14 protein-coding genes and 1 other RNA gene are annotated in these 19,088 nt (G+C 69.6%); 6 read left to right on the forward strand and 9 right to left on the reverse strand.

Translation table 11 applies throughout. The annotated features are described in order from the left end of the window. Nucleotides 1-199 precede the first annotated feature (199 nt). Nucleotides 200-511, reverse strand: an RNA gene (ffs, locus tag EXE45_RS08175) — signal recognition particle sRNA. A 71-nt stretch (nucleotides 512-582) separates the two neighbouring features. Then, nucleotides 583-996, reverse strand: coding sequence for a hypothetical protein (locus EXE45_RS08180; RefSeq protein ID WP_092921185.1), 414 nt, complete (start codon nucleotides 994-996; stop codon nucleotides 583-585). A gap of 152 nt (nucleotides 997-1,148) precedes the next feature. Between EXE45_RS08180 and EXE45_RS08185 the strand changes: the two genes are divergently transcribed. After that, the gene (locus tag EXE45_RS08185) at nucleotides 1,149-1,607 is read left to right on the forward strand and encodes a hypothetical protein (RefSeq protein ID WP_092921184.1); all 459 of its coding nucleotides are present in this window, start codon (nucleotides 1,149-1,151) and stop codon (nucleotides 1,605-1,607) included. Nucleotides 1,608-1,695: 88 nt separating this feature from the next. Here EXE45_RS08185 and EXE45_RS08190 read toward each other — a convergent pair whose 3' ends face one another. Then, nucleotides 1,696-2,721 (reverse strand): aldo/keto reductase, encoded by a 1,026-nt coding sequence (locus EXE45_RS08190; protein WP_092921183.1) that lies wholly within the window; start codon nucleotides 2,719-2,721, stop codon nucleotides 1,696-1,698. A gap of 84 nt (nucleotides 2,722-2,805) precedes the next feature. Then, nucleotides 2,806-3,450 carry an FAD-dependent oxidoreductase gene (locus tag EXE45_RS08195; RefSeq protein WP_137694024.1) on the reverse strand — a complete coding sequence of 215 codons (645 nt, stop codon included), beginning with the start codon at nucleotides 3,448-3,450 and terminating at the stop codon, nucleotides 2,806-2,808. A gap of 346 nt (nucleotides 3,451-3,796) precedes the next feature. Here EXE45_RS08195 and EXE45_RS08200 point away from each other — a divergent pair, with 346 nt between their 5' ends. The 4 genes from EXE45_RS08200 to EXE45_RS08215 all read left to right on the forward strand — a co-directional run bounded on the left by EXE45_RS08200 (nucleotide 3,797) and on the right by EXE45_RS08215 (nucleotide 9,047). Next, complete coding sequence (locus EXE45_RS08200; protein WP_092921181.1) at nucleotides 3,797-5,554, forward strand: 2-oxoacid:acceptor oxidoreductase subunit alpha; 1,758 nt, start codon at nucleotides 3,797-3,799, stop codon at nucleotides 5,552-5,554. 3 nt (nucleotides 5,555-5,557) lie between these two features. After that, the gene (locus EXE45_RS08205) at nucleotides 5,558-6,421 is read left to right on the forward strand and encodes a 2-oxoacid:ferredoxin oxidoreductase subunit beta (protein WP_092921180.1); all 864 of its coding nucleotides are present in this window, start codon (nucleotides 5,558-5,560) and stop codon (nucleotides 6,419-6,421) included. Nucleotides 6,422-6,549: 128 nt separating this feature from the next. Further along, nucleotides 6,550-7,785 carry a digeranylgeranylglycerophospholipid reductase gene (locus EXE45_RS08210; protein WP_092921179.1) on the forward strand — a complete coding sequence of 412 codons (1,236 nt, stop codon included), beginning with the start codon at nucleotides 6,550-6,552 and terminating at the stop codon, nucleotides 7,783-7,785. Nucleotides 7,786-7,883: 98 nt separating this feature from the next. Continuing rightward, complete coding sequence (locus tag EXE45_RS08215; protein ID WP_137694025.1) at nucleotides 7,884-9,047, forward strand: acyl-CoA dehydrogenase family protein; 1,164 nt, start codon at nucleotides 7,884-7,886, stop codon at nucleotides 9,045-9,047. A 58-nt stretch (nucleotides 9,048-9,105) separates the two neighbouring features. Here EXE45_RS08215 and citZ read toward each other — a convergent pair whose 3' ends face one another. From citZ to alaS, 5 genes are all read right to left on the reverse strand, one after another. Further along, a complete protein-coding gene (citZ, locus tag EXE45_RS08220) occupies nucleotides 9,106-10,248 on the reverse strand; it encodes a citrate synthase (protein WP_092921177.1) in 1,143 nt (380 codons plus the stop codon). A 178-nt stretch (nucleotides 10,249-10,426) separates the two neighbouring features. Beyond that, a complete protein-coding gene (locus tag EXE45_RS08225; RefSeq protein WP_137694026.1) occupies nucleotides 10,427-12,316 on the reverse strand; it encodes a PINc/VapC family ATPase in 1,890 nt (629 codons plus the stop codon). 100 nt (nucleotides 12,317-12,416) lie between these two features. After that, complete coding sequence (locus EXE45_RS08230; RefSeq protein WP_137694027.1) at nucleotides 12,417-13,133, reverse strand: type 1 glutamine amidotransferase; 717 nt, start codon at nucleotides 13,131-13,133, stop codon at nucleotides 12,417-12,419. A 96-nt stretch (nucleotides 13,134-13,229) separates the two neighbouring features. Continuing rightward, on the reverse strand, nucleotides 13,230-14,033 hold the full coding sequence (locus tag EXE45_RS08235; RefSeq protein ID WP_137694028.1) for an alpha/beta fold hydrolase: 804 nt from the start codon (nucleotides 14,031-14,033) through the stop codon (nucleotides 13,230-13,232). Nucleotides 14,034-14,054: 21 nt separating this feature from the next. Next, nucleotides 14,055-16,835 carry an alanine--tRNA ligase gene (gene alaS, locus EXE45_RS08240; protein ID WP_092921173.1) on the reverse strand — a complete coding sequence of 927 codons (2,781 nt, stop codon included), beginning with the start codon at nucleotides 16,833-16,835 and terminating at the stop codon, nucleotides 14,055-14,057. Nucleotides 16,836-17,088: 253 nt separating this feature from the next. Between alaS and EXE45_RS08245 the strand changes: the two genes are divergently transcribed. Further along, nucleotides 17,089-19,059 (forward strand): ATP-binding protein, encoded by a 1,971-nt coding sequence (locus tag EXE45_RS08245; protein WP_137694029.1) that lies wholly within the window; start codon nucleotides 17,089-17,091, stop codon nucleotides 19,057-19,059. The last annotated feature ends 29 nt before the right edge of the window (nucleotides 19,060-19,088 follow it).

The raw sequence follows: 19,088 nt of genomic DNA on the forward strand, positions 1-19,088 counted from the left end.
CTCGAACGACAGCGAGCGTGCGCCCGCCTCGCGACTGGGGCCTCCGGCGGTGTTCGTCGCCGATCTACTGTCGTTCATTCACAAACAGAACTCCGACCAGACAGTATTCAGTTATAAATAACTGCTCGTGAGGTCGACGCTCACGCCGGCGACCGCAACGACGTAGCGCGACCGCTCACCGAACGAAACGAAGTATGAATGACGGACAGGCGGGGTAGCCCGGCGTTCCGGCACGGGGTATCCCGATTGCCTCCTCCACCCCGCGACCCGACGAGCGACGGGCGTTCGGCGGTGGGCTGCTCGCTTCCGCGCCTGACCCGGTGCCGCCGACGAACCGCGACGGACCGCTCCTGCGAGCGGGCGCCGCGGACCGCTGTCCCCGGCGGACGAGGCTTCCACGTTGGCTCTCGGGGCCCGTGCCGGTCTGACCGGACGTGCCCGCTGTTCGGTCCCCGCTGAAGACTACCTCGCGGGTTACGAGCGGGGCCTAACCGCCCGACCTAGTCCGTTCGACGCTACTCGGGTGTCCCATAAGGGCCTTTCGTTCGGAGACCGTCGCCGCCGCGGCGCCGTTCCGGCGACCTACGACAGCAGGTCCCACGCGTACGCCGTCGCGGCGAGCGGGACGGGAACGGACAGCGCGACGACCGCGCGCGCGTGCCACACCAGCCAGAGGTGGTCGCGGAACACCGGGCTCGGCTCGACCGCCAGCGCCCAACTCGCCGCGCTCACGGTCGCCGCGAGCCCGAGAACGACCGCAACGCCGGCGAGCGTTCCGGGATCGACGTTTCCCCGTTCAACGGAGGCGATGACGACCGCGGACAGCAGCGCGAACAGCGCGATGCCGCCCCAGCCGACGACGCCGGAGGCGTAGTACGCCGCCAGCTGGCTCGCGTACTCCGGCCCCGAAATGACCGCGTACGGGGCGACGAGCGCGACCACGGTGACGACGGCGGCGGCGATCCCGACCCGACGCGAGACGGCGCGGAGGTCCATACGCGCACTCGGACCGGCGCCGCGGTAAAAGGACCGGATCGGGCGCGGCGTCGCCGGACGCAGGGGCAACGACGTCGCCGGACGCGTGGGCAACGGCGTCGCCGCTAACCCGTTCCCGTAGCGTTTTGCCGCGTCGGCACGCATACCGGAGCATGTCACTCGACGTCGACCCGCCGGAGCCCCCCGAACTCGCCGCCGTCGACCCGAACGAGTACGAGGACGCCGAGGTGGCGGGCGGGGAGTACCGCCGCGACGACCTGGAGGCGCTCCTCCGCGAGGGAGCGTGGGAGGACGCGTTCGACGAGTGGGCCGACGCGACCGACATGGACGAGTCCGACTGGGCCATCGCCGTCGACCTCGGTCTCGTCTCCCGGTTCGACTTCTTCTGGGACGACTTTGCCGACCGCGTCGGCTACCACGCGCCGGGGCTGCCCGAGGACTGGAAGGAGCGCGACCTCCACCCGGATCTGGACTCCTGGGGCACCGTCTCCGCGATAAACGCGGGGCTCACGGAACTCGGCCAGATCGTCTGTGAGACGCTAAAAGAGGAGTACATCGACTGGGAGGCCGACTTCGACGCGCCGGACGACCTCCCGGACTTCGAGACGTAACTGGGGCGACCGCGAGCCGGCCGCGCCGCCGCCGCCGGCCTCAACGCCGACGCCGACTCCGCCGCTGACGTTGGCCCCGCCGCCGCGCTCAGTGACCCCAGAGGTTCCCGTCCGGATCGTAGCGCGCGTCCATGATCCGGTCCCACTGCTCGTCCGAGAGGCCGAGGTCGGCGGCCGCAACGTTCTCGTCGAGCTGATCGACCGTCCGCGCGCCGACGATGGGAACGCAGGTGAACTCGTCCCACTCGGTGAGCCACGCCAGCGCGACCTGAGCGGGCGTCGCGTCGAGTTCGTCGGCGACCTCGCGGACCGCGTCGAGCACCTTCCAGCCGCGCTCGGAGAGGTAGAAGCGCTCGAACCGGTCATCGAAGCTCGCGCGGGAGCCGTCGGGCGCGATCACTTTCTCCGGGTCGTCCGGGTCGGCGCGCTCGTACTTCCCGGTGAGGAACCCGCCCGCGAGCGGGGAGTACGGACAGACCGCGAGGTCCTGGTCGATACAGACGTCGAGGTACTCGCTCACGTCCTCGTAGTAGCCCGCGTGGTGGAGCGGCTGGACGACGTCGAAGCTTGCGTAGTCGTTGACGTCGGCGGTCCACTGCGCCTTCGTCAGCTGCCACGCCGCCATCGTCGACGCGCCGAGGTGGTGTACCTTCCCCTCCGCGACGAGTTCGTCGAGCGCGCGCATCGTCTCCTCGATCGGCGTCTCCTCGTCCCAGCGGTGGATGTAGTAGATGTCGAGGTAGTCCGTGTCGAGGCGGTCGAGCGTCCCCTCGATCTGCGCCCGGATGTGTTTCCGTCCCAGTCCGGAGTCGTTGGGGCCGGGCTCGCCGCGCCCGTCGAACGGGAAGTACACCTTCGAGGCGACGACGTAGTCCTCGCGCTCGCGGTCCGCGAGCCACTCGCCGATGTACGTCTCGCTTTTCCCGTTCGGCGTCCCGTACACGTTGGCCGTGTCGATGAAGTTGATCCCGCGGTCCGCGGCCGCGTCGAGCAGTTCGTGCGACTCCTCGCGGCCCGTCTCCACGACGCCGTTCGTCTCGCGCCCGAACCGCCAGGTCCCGAAGCAGAGCTCCGAGACGCTGAGCCCGGTGTCGCCGAGTCGTCGGTAGTCCATGTCCGCACCTCTCGGCGGCGGTACCTAAAGCGTGTGGCACCGGCGGGCGAGGCCGCGGGGCGACGTCGGCCGTCCGGACGCCCGCTATCCGAAGTTCTCGACCTTCGCGGCGTCCGCGTCGCCCCCGGCCGCGTCGACCGCGGCCTCCGCGTCGGCGACGAGGTCCGCGAACCCGTAGACGAACACGGTCTCGCCGTCCGCGCCGATGATGACCTCGGCGACGGCGTCGGTCAGGGGGTCGCCCGCGTCGAGGAGCCGGATATCGGCGCCGCGCTCGCGGAGCGCGTCGATCCGGTCGGCGTGTGCGACGTCGTCGTCGCGGTAGACGACCGCGGCCTCGGCGCCCTCGTCGAGCGCGCGCTCGGCGATGGCGACCGCGGGGCCGACGCCGGGGCCGCCCGCGATCACGACCGCGCGCGGTTCGCCGTCGTAGTGCTGGTCGCCGTAGGGACCGGAGAGCGTCATTTCGGTGCCGGCCTCGGCGTCCGAGAGGAAGGCCGAGAACTCGCCGCCCTCCTCGGGGTCGATGCCGACCGTGACCTCGAACGTCTCGCCCACGCGCGGCGACGAGAGCGTGTAGAAGCGCGCGACCGACTCGCCGTCGATGTCGGTGCCGAGCTTCACGAACTGGCCGGGTTCGGCCGCGAACCCGTCCGGCGCCCGGAAGCGGAGGGCGTACGTGTCGGGGCCGACCGACTCGACCGCCTCGACCGTCGCTGTCGTGTCCATACCCCGGATCGGCGGGGGAGACACAAACGCCTTCCCGTCCGCGTCGGTCCTGCCCGTGTCGAAACCGGTTCCCGTGACGCGTTCGGAGCCGGACCCGACTCTCGCCGACGCCGCCGGAAGGTCGACCCGCGACCGCGGAACTTCGACGGTCGTCGAAAACCGGTCCGACGCGAGGGGTCGATCGTGAGGATTTCGGTGAACGAACGTCCAATTACAATTCTATATTGGCCGATATCGGCGCCTAAACCGACAATATTCGCGAACACAATCACGTTCGTCCAGAAACACGTCGGTGGCTCCTTCCAGAAGCCTTTTGATGAGTCCGCCGGAACCTTGCCCATAGCACATGGCCGCGGATTTCAACTGGGCTGTCGGCGGAGAGGCCGGCGACGGCATCGACTCGACGGGGAAGATCTTCGCACAGGCGCTCTCCCGCGCGGGTCGACACGTGTTCACGTCGAAGGACTTCGCATCGCGGATCCGAGGCGGGTACACCGCCTACAAGGTGCGGACCTCCGTCGACAAGGTACAGAGCGTCGTGGACCGACTCGACGTGCTCATCGCGTTGACTCCCCGGACGATCGAGGAGAACCTCGACGAGCTCCACGAGGGGTCGGTGATCATCTACGACGGCGAGCGGACGACGATGCAAGACGTCGAGATCCCGGAGGGGATGATCGGCCTCGACGTGCCGCTCAAGAGCCTGGCCGAGGAGGCCGGCGGGGCGATCATGCGGAACGTGGTCGCGCTCGGCGCAGCCTGCGAGGTGGCCGAGTTCCCCATCGAGAACCTCGACTCGGCGCTCGAGAAGCGGTTCAAGGACAAGGGCCAGAAGCTGGTCGACAACAACAAGGAGGCCGCGCGCGCCGGCCAGTCGTACGTCGCCGACGAGTACGACCACGAGTTCGACTACTCGCTGGAGACCACCGACGAGGACTACGTCCTCCTCAACGGCGACGAGGCGATCGGCATGGGCGCCATCGCGGCCGGCTGCCGCTTCTACGCCGGCTACCCGATCACGCCCGCGACAGACGTGATGACGTACCTCACCGGCCGCATCGAGCGGTACGGCGGCCACGTCGTTCAGGCGGAAGACGAGCTGTCCGCGATCAACATGGCGCTGGGCGCGGCCCGCGGCGGCGCCCGCTCGATGACGGCGACCTCCGGACCGGGGATCGACCTGATGACCGAGACGTTCGGGCTCATCGCCACCTCGGAGACGCCGCTCGTCATCTGTAACGTGATGCGCTCGGGTCCCTCGACGGGGATGCCGACGAAACAGGAGCAGGGCGATTTGAACCAGATGCTGTACGGCGGTCACGGAGAAGTGCCGCGGTTCGTCCTCGCGCCGACCACCATCGACGAGTGCTTCTGGAAGACGGTCGAGGCGTTCAACCTCGCCGAGAAGTACCAGCTCCCCGTCTACCTCACCGCCGACCTCTCGATGGCGGTCACCGAGCAGACGTTCTCCCCCGACACGTTCGACATGGACGAGGTTGAGGTCGACCGGGGCAACGTCGTCGACGAGACGACGATCGACGACCACACCAGCGACTCCGGCGGCTTCCAGCCCCACGAGATCACCGACGACGGGGTCTCGCCGCGGGCGTTCCCCGGCACCGCCGACGGCGCGCACATGTCCACCGGGCTCGAGCACGACGAGCAGGGCCGGCGGACCGAGGACACCGAGATGCGCGTCGCACAGGTCGACAAGCGCAACCGGAAGGTGGAGACCGCCCGCGAGCGCGAGGACTGGAGCCCGCGCGAGTTCGGCGACGAAGACGCCGACACCCTCGTGATCACGTGGGGGTCGAACGAGGGCGCGCTCGCGGAGGCGGTACGGATGCTCGACGAGGAGGGACACGACGTGCGGGTCCTCTCGGTCCCGTACATCTTCCCGCGGCCGGACCTCTCGGAGGACGTCGAAGCGGCCGAGACGACGGTCGTCGTCGAGTGTAACGAACAGGGGCAGTTCGCGGACCTGGTCGAACACGACGTGCTCGAACGGGTCGACCGCGTGAACAAGTACAACGGCGTGCGGTTCAAGGCCGACGAACTCGCAAGCGACATCAAGGCGACCCTCGCGGAGGGGGTGGAGGCGTAACCAATGAGCTCAGACATTCGATTCACCGACTTCAAGTCCGACAAGCAGCCGACGTGGTGCCCGGGATGCGGCGACTTCGGTACGATGAACGGGATGATGAAGGGTCTCGCGGAGACGGGCAACGACCCCGACAACACCTTCGTCGTCGCCGGCATCGGCTGTTCCGGGAAGATCGGCACGTACATGCACAGCTACGCGCTCCACGGCGTTCACGGGCGCGCGCTCCCCGTCGGGACCGGCGTCAAGATGGCCCGGCCCGACATCGAAGTGATGGTCGCCGGCGGCGACGGCGACGGCTACTCCATCGGCGCGGGCCACTTCGTCCACGCCGTCCGGCGCAACGTCGATATGACGTACGTCGTGATGGACAACCGTATCTACGGGCTGACGAAGGGACAGGCCTCCCCGACCTCTCGCGAGGACTTCGAGACGTCGACGAGCCCCGAGGGCCCCAAACAGCCCCCGGTCAATCCGCACGCGCTGGCGCTCGCCTCGGGCGCGACGTTCATCGCGCAGTCGTTCTCCTCCGACGCGCTCCGCCACCAGGAGATCATCCAGGAGGCCATCGAACACGACGGGTTCGGCTTCGTGAACGTCTACTCCCCCTGTGTCACCTTCAACGACGTCGACACGTACGACTACTTCCGCGACTCGCTGGTCGACCTGGAGGAGACGGACCACGACCCGACCGATCGCGAGGACGCGAAAGACGTCATCCTCGACAGCGAGACGGAGACCCAGGGCGTCATCTACAAGGACGAGTCGTCGGTGCCGTACCACGAGCAACACGGCGTCGACGAGGACATGTCCGTCATCCCGGAGGGCGCCCCCGAGAGCGCGACCGACCTCGTCCGCGAGTTCTACTGAGACCGCCGGACGAAACCGAGCCGATTCCGACCTCTCACGGCGGCCAAAACCGGCCGCACGAGGGTGTCCGCGCGGATTTTTCGACGGGTTTCAGCAAGCCTAATTAGGTGGGTCCGTATTTTTCGTGTATGGTTGACCGCTACGACGTCGCGATCGCCGGCGCCGGGCCGGCGGGCGCGCAGTGCGCCCGCGACCTGGCGACGCGCGACTACGACGTCGTCGTCTTGGAGACGGAGTCGGAAGACGAGTTCCCGCGACAGAGCAACAAGTCGACGGCCGGCACGTTCCCGTCGATGATGTCCTCGTTCGGGGTCCCCGACGACGTGGTGATGTCGTACACCGACGACGTGGTGCTGGAGTCGCCCAACGAGTACTACGAGAGCTACCAGCCCGGGGCGGTGTTGGAGTTCGCGGAGTTCAAGCGGTTCCTCGTCGCCGACGGCCGCGAGAACGGCGCGGAGTACCGCTTCGACGCGCGGGTCTCGCGGCCGATCCTCGACGACGACGACGTCATCGAGGGCGTGCGCTACAACGGCGACGAGGAGGTGTACGCCGACGTCGTGATCGACGCCACCGGGCCGGCCGCGCCGCTCGCGAGCGCGCTCGACGTCGTCGACCTCGAACGCGAGAACCAGGCGATCGGCATCGAGTACGAGATGGAGGGCGTCGAGATGAACCACCCCGAGTACGCGGACCTCCGGCGCGCGATGATGCTCCGGTTGGACCACGACATCGCGCCCGGGGGCTACTCGTGGATCTTCGCGACCGGCGAGGACACCGCGAAGGTGGGCCTCTGTTACATCCAGAACGACCGCCACCGCGAGTTCGCACAGGCGGGCAAGACCGTCGACGGCTACCTCGACGACTGGGTGAGTCGCGACCCCCGCTTCGCCGGCGCCGAACGCATCGACGGGAAGGTCCATCGCGGCTCCGCGCACATCCAGCGCCCGGGTCGGATGCACACGGACGGCTTCCTCGCGATCGGCGACACGGTCCCCACCATCGACCCGCTGTGGGGCGAGGGTATCCACAAGGGGATGAAGTCGGCCCGCGCCGCCGCGGCGACCGTCGACCGGTGTCTCACGGACTCGGAGCGGCGGGTGGACGCCGAGAGCCTCGCGGTCTACGAGCGGCTCTGGCACCGCGACGTGGCGCCCCGGATGCGCTCGCGGCTGATGCTCACCCGACTGCTGTACCTCGCGCCGAACGAGCGGTACGACCGGCTCATGCGTGACCTCCGTCAGGCGGACGAGAACACCCTCGAGAAGGCGAACCGGGGCGATAAGACGGCGATGGCGAAGCTCCTCCACCTCGACGACGTCCCGCTGCTCGCGAAGTTCGCCCGCGAACGAGTCGACGTCTGAGGGGGTCGACCGGACCGCGACGCGCGAGCGGCGGCGAACACGGCGGAACGGCGGCCTCGGGCGAACCGCTTTTGCCGATTCGACGCGCACGAACGGTCATGCTCGACTACGTCGGATTAGAGGCCGATCTTGACGAGGAGGCGCGGCTGATCCGCGACACCGCCCGACAGTTCGTCGACGAACAGGTCCGCCCGGAGATCGGCGACCACTTCCGCGCGGGGACGTTTCCGACGGACCTCATCGAGGAGATGGGGGATCTCGGCTTCTACGGCTCGAACCTCGACGGCTACGGGCTACCCAACGTCTCCGAGACCGCCTACGGCGTGTTGATGCAGGAGTTGGAGGCGTGCGACTCCGGCCTTCGGTCGATGGCCAGCGTCCAGGGGGCGCTCGTGATGTACCCCGTTCACGCGTACGGCAGCGACGAGCAGAAGGAGCGGTGGCTCCCCGCGCTGCGGGACGGCGAGGCGGTCGGCTGCTTCGGGCTGACGGAGCCCGAACACGGCTCGGACCCCTCGTCGATGGAGACGACCGCGGAGCGCGACGGCGACGGGTACGTGCTCGACGGCTCGAAGACCTGGATCACGAACGCCCCCATCGCGGACGTGGCGGTCGTCTGGGCGCGCGACGTCTCCGCCGAGGAGCGTCCGGTTCGCGGCTTCCTCGTGGAGACCGACCGCGACGGCGTCACCACGAACGAGATCGACGACAAGCTCTCGCTGCGGGCGTCGATCACCGGCGAGGTCAGCCTTCAGAACGCGTACGTCCCCGAGGAGAACGTCCTGCCGGGCGTGAGCGGGATGAAGGGGCCGCTGTCGTGTCTCACGCAGGCGCGCTACGGGATCGCGTGGGGCGCGGTGGGCGCCGCCCGCGACTGCTTCGAGCAGGCCCGCGAGTACGCGCTCGACCGCGAGCAGTTCGGCGGCCCGATCGCGGGGTTCCAGCTCCAACAGGAGAAGCTCGCGGAGATGGCGACGGAGATCACGACGAGCCAGCTGCTCGCCCACCGGCTCGCGGAGCTGAAAGAGCGGGGGGATCTCACGCCCCAACACGTCTCCATGGCGAAGCGGAACAACGTCCGAATGGCCCGCAATCAGTCCCGAATCGCCCGCGAGATGCTCGGCGGGAACGGGATCACGACCGACTACTCGCCGATGCGACACATGGCGAACTTCGAGACCGTCTACACCTACGAGGGGACCCACGACATCCACACGCTGGTACTCGGAGAGGACCTGACGGGGATTTCGGCGTTCGAGTGAGGAACGGGGACGACGGCGGAGTCGGAGTCGAAACGCGACCGACGGCGCTCGCGACCGCTTACCGCTCGTCGAGCGGGACGAACTCGGCGTCTTCGGGGCCGGTGTACCGGGCGCGGGGGCGGATGAGGCGGTTGTCCGCCTGGTACTCGGCGACGTGCGCGATCCACCCGCCGGCGCGACTCATCGCGAAGATGGGCGTGTACATGTCGACCGGGATGCCGAGCGAGTCGTAGACGGAGCCGGAATAGAAGTCGACGTTCGGGGCGATGCCTTTCTCGACGAGCCCCTGATCGGTGAGGTACTCCTCGATGGCGGTCGTGTAGTCGAGCCACTTCGTGTCGCCCGACGACTCGGCGAGGTCGCGGAGCTTCTCCTCTAAGATCTTCGCACGGGGGTCTTTCACCTTGTAGACGCGGTGGCCGAACCCGGGGATTCGCCCGCCGTCCTCGCGGGTGTCTTTCACCCACTGAACCGGATCCTTCGAGGAGGCGTCTATCTCGTGGAGCACCTCCATCACGTCCTGGTTGGCGCCGCCGTGGAGGGGGCCGGAGAGCGCGCCGATGCCGCCCGTGACGCCGGAGTAGACGTCCGCCATCGTCGAGCCGATCACCATCGCGGTGAACGTGGAGGCGTTGAGCCCGTGGTCGGCGTGGAGCGTGAGCGCCATGTCGAACGTCTCCTCGCTCACGGCGTCGGGCTCGGTCCCGGCGAGCATGTAGAGGAAGTTCCCGGCGTGCGAGAGGTCGGGGTCGGGGGCGACCGGCTCCTCGCCCTGCCGGACGCGCTCGAACGCGGCGAGGACCGTCGGGATCTTCGCCGTGATCCGCCGGCCCTGACGGAGGGTGGCCTCCTCGTCGCTCTCGTCGCTCTCGGGGTCGTACGCCGACAGCATCGACGTCGCGGTCCGGAGCGCGGCCATCGGTCGCTCCCCGGCGTCGGCGAGCGCGCGGACCGTCTCGATGACATCGTCGTCCACGTCGCGCTCCGCCGCGAGGTCGGCGGCGAACGCGTCGAGCTCGTCGGCGGTCGGGAGGGAGCCGTGCCACAGCAGGTACAGCACCTCCTCGTAGCTCGCGCCGCGCGCGAGGTCCTCGATGTCGTACCCGCGATACACGAGCTTACCGACCTCGCCGTCGACGTAGCTCAGATCCGACTCCGCGACGAGGACGCCCTCGAGCCCGCGTTTTAACTCGTCAGCCATACCCCGAGTTATCTAGGCCGTCAAAAAAGCGTTATCTTTCAGGAGGGATACGTTACGACGATCGTGGTGATCGACGGCGTCGAACGACGATTTGACAGGGAGCGGAAACGTCTCAGTTTCGACGATCGATTAAACGGGGCCGAGCCGAGCGCGCTCGGACGGCCTCAGTCGCCTCGCCTCACCGCGCCGGGACGACCGTCACCGTCCGGTTCCGGTCGATCGCGTCCTCCAGTTCCTCGGCGATGGCGGAGCCGCGGGAGACCTGGACCTCGCCGCCGCGGCCGACGGTAGCGGTGAAGAGGTACTCACCGTCCGCGCGCACCTCGACCGTCTCGCCGACGCCGTCGTCGACGTCGATGACGACGTGACGCGAGGTTATCTCCGGCGCGACCACCGTCCCGCGCTCGGCGCCGACCTGCCCGTCGCCGTGACCGTTCTCGGGGGCGCCGCCGCCGGAGCCGCCGCCCGACCCGCCGGGCTTCTCGTCGTGCGTGCGAACATCGATGTCGATCCCGAGGCGGTTCTCGATGTCGGCAATGCGGCCGCCGCCCTTCCCGATGACGGTGCCGATGTCGCCCTCGGTGACGTAGACGACCGCCTCGTCGTCACCGTTGAGCGTCACGTCGACCCGGCCGTGCGCGACCGACTTGATCTCGCGTTCGATCTCCTTTTTCGCGATGCGGCCGACGCCGGACTCGCTTTCGGCCTCGCCGCCGTTCTCGTCGAGCGGCACCGTGACGACCTGCCGGTTGAACGTGTAGATCTCGTACTCCGGCCGGCCCGTCTCGAAGTTCGACACCTGGATGACCGGGCGGGCGAGGTCCTCGGCCGTCAGCCCGGCGGGCACCTTCACCTCGGTGGTCACGTCGTAGACGGTGTGGACCTCGCCGGCCTCGATGTAGACGACGGTGTCGACGATCTGGGGGATCATCCCGAGCTCGACGCGGCCGACGAGCCGCTGGAGCGCGTCGATGGCGCGGGAGGCGTGGACGACGCCGACCATCCCGACGCCGGCCATCCGCATGTCCGAGAACACCTCGAAGTCGTTCGTCTTCCGCACCTCGTCGTAGATGGTGTAGTCGGGCCGGACCAAGAGCAGCGAATCGGCCGTGTTCTCCATCTCGCCGCCGAGCGCGCCGTACTGGGTGATCTCCGGACCGACCTGGAGGTCCCGCGGCTTCTCCATCGTCTTCACCGCGTAGTCGCTGTCGTTCAGGAACTCCGCGACCGCCTGCGCGAACGTCGACTTCCCGGCGCCGGGCGACCCGGAGATGAGCACGCCGCGCTTCCGCTCCGTGAACCGGTCGCGGAGTTCGTCCGCGAACTCGTAGTCGTCGAGCGTCGTCTTCGCGATGGGGCGGACGGCGGTGATCTCGATGCCGTCGGCGAACGGCGGTCGCGCCACCGCGATCCGGTAGTCGCGGAACTGGACGATGTCCATCCCGTCGTCGGAGAGCTCGATGAACCCCTGGTTCGACTGGCGGGCGAGGTCGACGATCGAGTTGGCCCACTCGCGCATCTGTCCTTCGTCCGTCGCCTCGTCGTCGATCTCGACGTAGCGCATCTCGCCGAGCGTCCCGCGCTTCGCCTTCGGGATGGTTCCCGTCTTGAGGTGGACCGACATCGTCTCGTCGGTGAAAAAGTCTCGGATGGGGAGGTCGTCGACGACGCCGCGGGCGACGGGTTCGACGTACTCAACGTCGAGCCCCTTCGCGCGGGCGACCTCGGCCTGGACCACGTCGCTCGACAGCAGCGTCGCGTCGTGGTCGGCGGCCAGGTCGCGGATCAGCGCGTCCACGTCGCCCTCGTGGGCGTTCGAGCGGGCGTCGCCGCCGGCGCGCTCGCCGACGTACCGCAGTTCGACCGTTCCGTCGTCGGCGTAGTCCGCGAGCCGCTTCAGCTCGCTCAGCCCGTCCCAGCCGGATTCGAGCCCGTCGTTCGCCTGCGACTCCAGCTCGCCGACGACCGCCTCCGGGACGAACACGGTGACCGACTCGTAGGTCCCGTCCGCGACGCGTTCGGACACGCGGCCGTCGACGACCGCGCTCGTGTCCGGTACTACGTTCATACCGCAGATCGGTCCGGGAGGCGTATAAGGGTGTTTGACCGGGAGCGCGGGCCGCGACCGCGTCGGCCACGGGGATCGGCCGTCCGCGTCGGCGGGTCGCTCAGTCGTCCGCCGCGGCCGGCTCCGCGCCGTCGGCCGCAAGCCGCTCGGCGTAGGCCGTGAAGTTCTCGAACAGCGCCTTCGCCTCGCAGGCGGCGTCGTACGCGTCGGGCGTGATCGACCCGAGGACGGTGTCCACGCGGGCGTCGCCGATCTGGTCTCGCTTGCCGTCCGTCACGTCGCGGGCGGTCTCGACGTCGTACTCGGGGTGGAACTGGACGCCCCAGCAGTGGCCGTCGCAGAACGCGTGGACGCCGCGGTCGTTCTCCGCGAGCAGCGTCGCGGAGGGCGGGAGTTCGACGACCGCGTCGCCGTGGGTCGTGAAGGCGGTGAACGACTCGTCGATCCCCTCGAACAGGGGGTCGTCGCGGACCCGGCGGATCTCGTTGTACCCGATCTCGAAGCCGTCCATTCCCGCGACGCGACCGCCGAGCGCCTCCGCGAGCACCTGGTGGCCGTAACAGACGCCGAGGACCGGGACGCCGCGCTCGGCGGCCTCGGCGACGTAGTCGACGAGCGGCGGGATCCACGCCTCGTCCCAGTAGACGGACGAGCGCGACCCCGTCACCACGACGCCGTCGAACTCGGTGTGGTCGGGGAGATCGCCGGCGGTGGCGTCGAACTCGACGAGGTCGGCGTCGATCTCCCGACGGAAGTTCCGACGGGTGTTCGCGCCGTCGTGTGCGGCGTTCAGCAGGGCGAACCGGAGGCGAGTCATCGACTGAACGGAGAGGCGAGAGCGACAAAACGGTTGCGGCGCCGGCCGCGCCGGCCGACGACGCCGACGGAGGCCCCGCGGCTTCGAACCGGCCGGCTATTCGAACGTCGCGGTCGCGTGCTCCGCGAGCCAGCCCGTGAGCAGGTCGTTGACCGCCGCCGACGCCTCGACCCCGACGAGGTGCCGAGCGCCCTCGACGGCGTGGAACTCGCCGCGCGGGAGCCCCTCCGCGAGCGTCTCGCCGGCCGTGACGGGACAGGCCGTGTCGTCGGTCCCGTGGACGACGAGCGCCGGCGTCGTGACCTCGAAGAGGCCGTCTGCCAGATCGAACCCGTCGAGCGCGGCGCGGTGCGCCTGGTACGCCTCGCGGTCGGCGTCCTCCGCGAGACGCCACTCCGCGATCCGCGAGAGGGCGTCCGGATGCGCCTCGCGGAAGTCGACCGAGAGCAGCCCGTTCAGCGACCCCTCGACCGCGGCCGGGTCGGCCGGGTCGGCCCAGACGCCGGCGGGGTTGTACGCGTCGCCCGCGGGCGGCGTGCCCACCAGCGCGAGACTCGCCGGGCGCGACGATTCGAGCGCGGCCGTCAGCGCGACCGCGCCGCCGAGGCCGTAGCCCACGAGGTGGGCGTTCCGGACCCCCTCGGCGGCACAGACCGCGTCGAGGTCGGCGGCGAGCGTCTCGACCCGGTACGGACCGGGCGGCGCGTCCGACCGCCCGACGCCGCGCGTCTCGGGCGTTATCACCATGTGCGGCCCCGCCAGCGCGGCGTGTTGCCAGCCGAACTGCCAGGCGCCGAGGCCCACGTCGCCGCAGAAGACGACCGCCTCGTCGTCCGGGCCCGCGTCGGGCGCGTCCACCTCGTACCGGATCTCGACGCCGGCGTTGGTCGCGTATGGCATATCGAACTCGCGGGGAAGGAACTAGGCCTCTTGGAGACTGCGAAGGACGTCCGGCGCCGCCGCGAGCGCGTCGTCGAGCGCGTCCGCGTCGGGTCCCCCGCCCTGCGCGAAGTCCGGCGGGCCGCCGCCCCCGCCGCCGACGCGGGCCGCGAGTTCGGACACCACCTGGCCGGCGTTCACGTCGACCCCGTCGGGCACGCCGACGACGAAGCTCGCGGAGCCGCCCGCGCCGCTGCCGATCACCGCGACCTTCCCGTCGTCGACGTGGGCGTTCGCGGTCGCGCGCAGCTCGTCGGCGTCCCCGTCGAGCCGCTGGATCACCGCGGTCGCCCCGGCGACCTCGACCGCCTCGGCGTCGGCGCCGCCGGCGGCGCGCGCGGCCGCCAGCTCCTCTTTGAGCGACTCGATCTCCTTCCCCCGCGCCTTCCACTCCTCGAAGAATCGCTCGGCGGTGTCGGGGACGTCGAGCGGGTCGACGTCTAAGACGTCGGCCGCGTCGTACAGCGCGTCCTCGGTTCGCTGAGTCGCCTCGATCGCCGCGGCCCCGGCGGCGAAGGCGATGCGCTCGACGCCGTCCTGAACCGGCTCCGTCTTCAGCACCTTCACGGCGCCGATCTCGCCGGTCCGGTCGACGTGGGTGCCCGCGCAGGCTTGGACGTCGGCGTCGCCGACGTGGATCAGGCGGACGTTCGTTCCCGGCGGAACGCCGCCCTGGTACAGGTCGAAGCCGTGTTCGGCCTCCGCCTCGTTGCGGTCGGGCCACTCCTGCCGGACGCGGACGTCGTCGCGAACCAGTTCGTTGGCGACGCGTTCGATCGCCGTCACGTCCTCCCGGGTGATACGCTCGAAGTGGCGCACGTCGAGCCGCGCGGAGTCCGTCCCCTTCTGGGCGCCCGCCTGTCGGACGTGGTCGCCGAGCACCTCGCGGGCGGCGTGGCCGATGAGGTGGGTCGCGGTGTGGTGCGCGCGGAGCCGGTCGCGGCGGTCGCCGTCCACCTGTCCGCGGACGAACTCGCCTTTCCCGGGGTCCGCGTCCGCCCGATGGAGGACGACGCCGTCGACCTCCTGGACATCGGTAACGTCGACGGTGGTCTCACCGACCGTGAGCTGCCCCCGGTCGGCCGGCTGGCCGCCGCCCTCGGGGTAGAACATCGTCTGGTCTAACACCACGTCGTACCCCTCCTCGGCCTCCAACACGTCGAGGACGACCGCCTCGAACTCCGTGCGTCCCTGGTCGTCGTAGAACAGCTTCTCGGTCTCGGGGAGGTCCGCGAGCCGCTCGTCGCGCTCGTCGCGCTCGTCCGCCGCGTCGCCCTCCTCGTGTCTGTCGGCGACGAGCGCGTAGAAGTCGTCCGGCACGTCGACGGTCGCGCCCCGCTCGTCAGCGATGTCGGCGACCATGTCGGGCTGGATCCCGTGGGAGTCGTACAGCTCTAACAGCTCCTCGGTCGGGATCGGCTCGCCGGTCCCGGCGTACTCGTCGGCGAGCTGTTCGACCTTGCGGGCGCCGCGCTCTAACGTCTGTTCGTACTTCCGCTCCTCGCTCCGAACGATCTCCCGGATCGTGTCGCGGTTCTCGTAGCCGAGCCGCTCGGCCTGCATGTCGACGAGCTCGTCGAGGGGCGCGTCGACGCCCACCTCGTCGACGAGCCGCTTCATCCGGCGTAACACCATCCGCGCGAGGTAGCCCGTGCCGACGTTCGAGGGGACGATCTCGTCGCCGAACATATACGCGAGCGTCCGCGAGTGGTCCGCGATCGCGTAGATCGACTCGAGCGGCTCGACCAGTTCGCGCAGCCGGTCGACGTCGACGTCGAGCCGGTCGGCTATCTCGCCGCGCGCCGCCTCCACGTCGTCGACGTCGTCGATGTCGAGCCGGCCGGAGAGCTTCGCGGCGCGGTGGACGATCTCGCGTTCCTCGTCCGTGCGCTCGATGCTCGCGTTGTCCTTCAGGAAGTCGATGGCGTCGGGGTAGATCGCCTCGTACACCGTCGCGGTCCCCTGGCTCATCCACGTCCATCGTTCGAGCCCGTACCCGGTGTCGACGATGTACGTGTCCATGAACGAGTACGTGTGCCCGTCTTTCATCTCGTAGTCGCCGTCGGGGTCCCGCTCCATACACATGAAGACGAGCGTCGCCAGCTCGGCACCCTTGTAGATGACCTCGATGGCGGGACCGGCGTTGCCGCCGCCGACCCACGGGTCCTCGATGTACGTGATCTCCTCGAGGTCGGCGCCGAGGGACTCGAACAGCTCGTCGCAGTACCGGACCGTCTCGTCTTTCCAGTACACCTCGCCGTGGTAGGCGTACTCTCCTTCGTCGACCGCCTCGCGCGTGTTGAACGCGTGGTGGGCCATCATCTCGAACGCCATCGTGTGCCGACCCGTCTTGCCGACGTTGTCGATGTCCTGCATCCGGATACAGGGCTGGGAGATGGTCAACGGGTTCGCCGGCGGCGGGGTCTGTCCCGACGTGACGAGCGGCTGGAAGTCGTAGATCGACGCCTGCGTCAGGAGGACGTCGTCGCGCCACCGGTTCGCGGCGACCGGGTACGGGTCGATCCGCTCGTGGCCGTGTTCTTCGAAGAAGGAGAGGAACGCCTCGCGCATCTCCGACAGCGATCGGGCCTCGGGGAACCCCGGGTCGTCGATGAAGCTGTAGTCCTCGCAGGGCGGCTCGCCGCACAGTTCGCGGTCGGCGTCGCGGGTCCAGAAGTGCGCGCCGCAGGAGGTGCACTCCTTGCGCTCGAACCCCTCCTCCTCGAAGTAGTCGAGACGGTACTCCGCTTCGAGATCGCTCATTACACGAACGTGGCCCGTGTTGCTCCAAAAGGGTTCCGGGGTCGCTCGTCGGCCGCGACGACGTCGCTCGCCGCCGCGAGACGGACTCGACCGGCGACGTTCGTCGAGAGCGCCGGCGATCGGTCTCCCGGACGGTCGAGGCGGCCTCCCGGACGCGTGAGGGTGCCACGATCGTCGGAAACGGACAACCGCGCCGGGGTTCGCCGATCGGTACGAAGATTTATACTCTCTGCGCGGCGTAACATGTATAATTGTGACTTCCGCGCTAGGCGAGCGCGCGTCGGTCCTCGTGCTCGCCGACGACCCCGAGCTGGGCGACGACGTCGGGAAGCGGCTCGGCGCCGAGCGCCGCGACTCCGCCGACGGCGAGACCGTCGCGGTCGAGACGCACGCCGCCGCCCCGGGGGGAGTGGACGAGGCCCGGCTCGTCGGGGCCGACGCGACCGTCGTCGTCGACGAGGCGGGCCTCGAACGGGTCCGGTCGGCCGACCGCGCCGGCGCCGTGGTCGCGTACGTCGACGACCCGACGGGCCGCGTCGCGACCGACCCGCTCGTGGACGCGGTCGCCGGGTCGCTCGAGGCGCTCTCGGGGACGGTGTCGTGGCTGCTCGCCCGGGACCGGCGGTCCGTCGTCCGGTCGGAGCCGACGCGGACTCCCTCCCGGATCGAACAGCTCAACGCCGGGATGACGGAGCTCGCAGCCGTCAGGTCGGTCGACGAGGCGTACCGGGCGGCCGTCGCGGTCGCCGAGCAGGTGTTCCCGGAGTACCAGTGCGTGGTCGCCGTCCGCGACGAGGAGTGGGTCGAGCCGGTCGTCGCCTCCAGCGGGACGCCGGTCGAGGACTGTGACCGCGTCCGCGTCGGCACCGGCGTGGCCGGAAAGGCCGTCCAGACCGGCGACGTCTCCATCGCCCCGAATCCGAACCCCGAGAGCCGGTTCGACACGGTTCTCACCGTCCCCGTGGGCGACGACGTGGTCTTTCAGCTGGCCGCCGACGGGGGCGACTGCGCCGATGACTTCGACGGCGACGACCGTCGGCTGGCGGAGCTGCTCGCCTCCCACCTCGAGGAGACGCTCGACCGGATCGCCGTCACCGAGACGCTCCGGACCGAGCGCGACCGGCTGCTCGCGCTGTTCACGAACGTCCCGGACCCGGCGATCGCCTACGATTACGTCGACGGCGATCCGATCGTCCGGCAGGTGAACGACGCGTTCGAGCGGACGTTCGGCTACGAGGCCGAGACGGTGCTCGACGAGTCCATCGACGACTACATCGTTCCTCCCGACTCCGGGGAGGAAGCCAGCGAGCTCAACGATCAGCTGCGGCGCGGCGAGAACGTCCGGAAGGAGGTGACGCGGACCACTACCGAGGGGCCGCGCCACTTCATCCTCCACGTCATTCCGATCCACCTCGACGCCGCCAACGCGGCGGGCTACGCCATCTACACCGACGTCACCGACCGGCGCGAGCGAGAGGAGACCCTCCGGCGGCAGAACGAGCGGCTCGACGAGTTCGCGTCCATCGTCTCCCACGACCTCCGGAACCCGCTGTCGGTCGCGGAGGGGTACGTCGACCTCGCGCGCGAGACCGGCGACGTCGACCACCTCGCGAAGGCCGCGGACGCGATAGACCGGATGGACGAGCTCGTCGCCGACCTCCTGTCGCTGGCCAGACAGGGGCGGGCTGTCGGCGAGACGGAGTCCGTCTCGCTGTCCGAGGTCGCTCGAGAAGCCTGGGAGAGCGTCGACACGGGGAGCGCGACGCTGACCGTCGAGTCGGACGCGACCCTCGACGCCAACCGGACGCGGCTGTGCGAACTGTTCGAGAACGTCTTCCGGAACAGCGTGGAACACGGTTCCGCGGGCGGCCGGACTTCGTCCGGCGACAGCGTGGACCGCGGCTCTGCGGGCGGTCAGGCGGAGCCCGACGGCAGCGCCGAGCACGACCGTGACCTCCCCGACGACCCGCTCTCGGTCCGGGTCGGTGCGGGAACGCTCCGCGACGACGGGGAGGCCGCGCCGGGGTTCTACGTCGAAGACGACGGCACCGGCCTGCCGGCGGAGGAGCGGGATCGAGTGTTCGAGAGCGGGTTCACGACCGACGAGTCGGGCACTGGGCTCGGACTCGCCATCAGCGAGCGCATCGCCGAGGCGCACGGCTGGACCGCTCACGCGCTCGCCGCCGAGGACGGCGGGGCCCGCTTCGAGTTCCGCACGGGCTGAAGATCGTCGAGCGCGCTGCGGTCCGAAAC

This window comes from Halorubrum sp. SP9 (assembly GCF_005435015.1).
Classification (GTDB): domain Archaea; phylum Halobacteriota; class Halobacteria; order Halobacteriales; family Haloferacaceae; genus Halorubrum; species Halorubrum sodomense.

What these genes read in the sequence shown, in the direction of transcription:
- EXE45_RS08180 (WP_092921185.1), bottom strand. Translation starts at nt 996, where the DNA reads ATGGACCTCCGCGCCGTCTCGCGTCGGGTCGGGATCGCCGCCGCCGTC.
- EXE45_RS08185 (WP_092921184.1), top strand. Translation starts at nt 1,149, where the DNA reads ATGTCACTCGACGTCGACCCGCCGGAGCCCCCCGAACTCGCCGCCGTC.
- EXE45_RS08190 (WP_092921183.1), bottom strand. Translation starts at nt 2,721, where the DNA reads ATGGACTACCGACGACTCGGCGACACCGGGCTCAGCGTCTCGGAGCTC.
- EXE45_RS08195 (WP_137694024.1), bottom strand. Translation starts at nt 3,450, where the DNA reads ATGGACACGACAGCGACGGTCGAGGCGGTCGAGTCGGTCGGCCCCGAC.
- EXE45_RS08200 (WP_092921181.1), top strand. Translation starts at nt 3,797, where the DNA reads ATGGCCGCGGATTTCAACTGGGCTGTCGGCGGAGAGGCCGGCGACGGC.
- EXE45_RS08205 (WP_092921180.1), top strand. Translation starts at nt 5,558, where the DNA reads ATGAGCTCAGACATTCGATTCACCGACTTCAAGTCCGACAAGCAGCCG.
- EXE45_RS08210 (WP_092921179.1), top strand. Translation starts at nt 6,550, where the DNA reads ATGGTTGACCGCTACGACGTCGCGATCGCCGGCGCCGGGCCGGCGGGC.
- EXE45_RS08215 (WP_137694025.1), top strand. Translation starts at nt 7,884, where the DNA reads ATGCTCGACTACGTCGGATTAGAGGCCGATCTTGACGAGGAGGCGCGG.
- citZ (WP_092921177.1), bottom strand. Translation starts at nt 10,248, where the DNA reads ATGGCTGACGAGTTAAAACGCGGGCTCGAGGGCGTCCTCGTCGCGGAG.
- EXE45_RS08225 (WP_137694026.1), bottom strand. Translation starts at nt 12,316, where the DNA reads ATGAACGTAGTACCGGACACGAGCGCGGTCGTCGACGGCCGCGTGTCC.
- EXE45_RS08230 (WP_137694027.1), bottom strand. Translation starts at nt 13,133, where the DNA reads ATGACTCGCCTCCGGTTCGCCCTGCTGAACGCCGCACACGACGGCGCG.
- EXE45_RS08235 (WP_137694028.1), bottom strand. Translation starts at nt 14,033, where the DNA reads ATGCCATACGCGACCAACGCCGGCGTCGAGATCCGGTACGAGGTGGAC.
- alaS (WP_092921173.1), bottom strand. Translation starts at nt 16,835, where the DNA reads ATGAGCGATCTCGAAGCGGAGTACCGTCTCGACTACTTCGAGGAGGAG.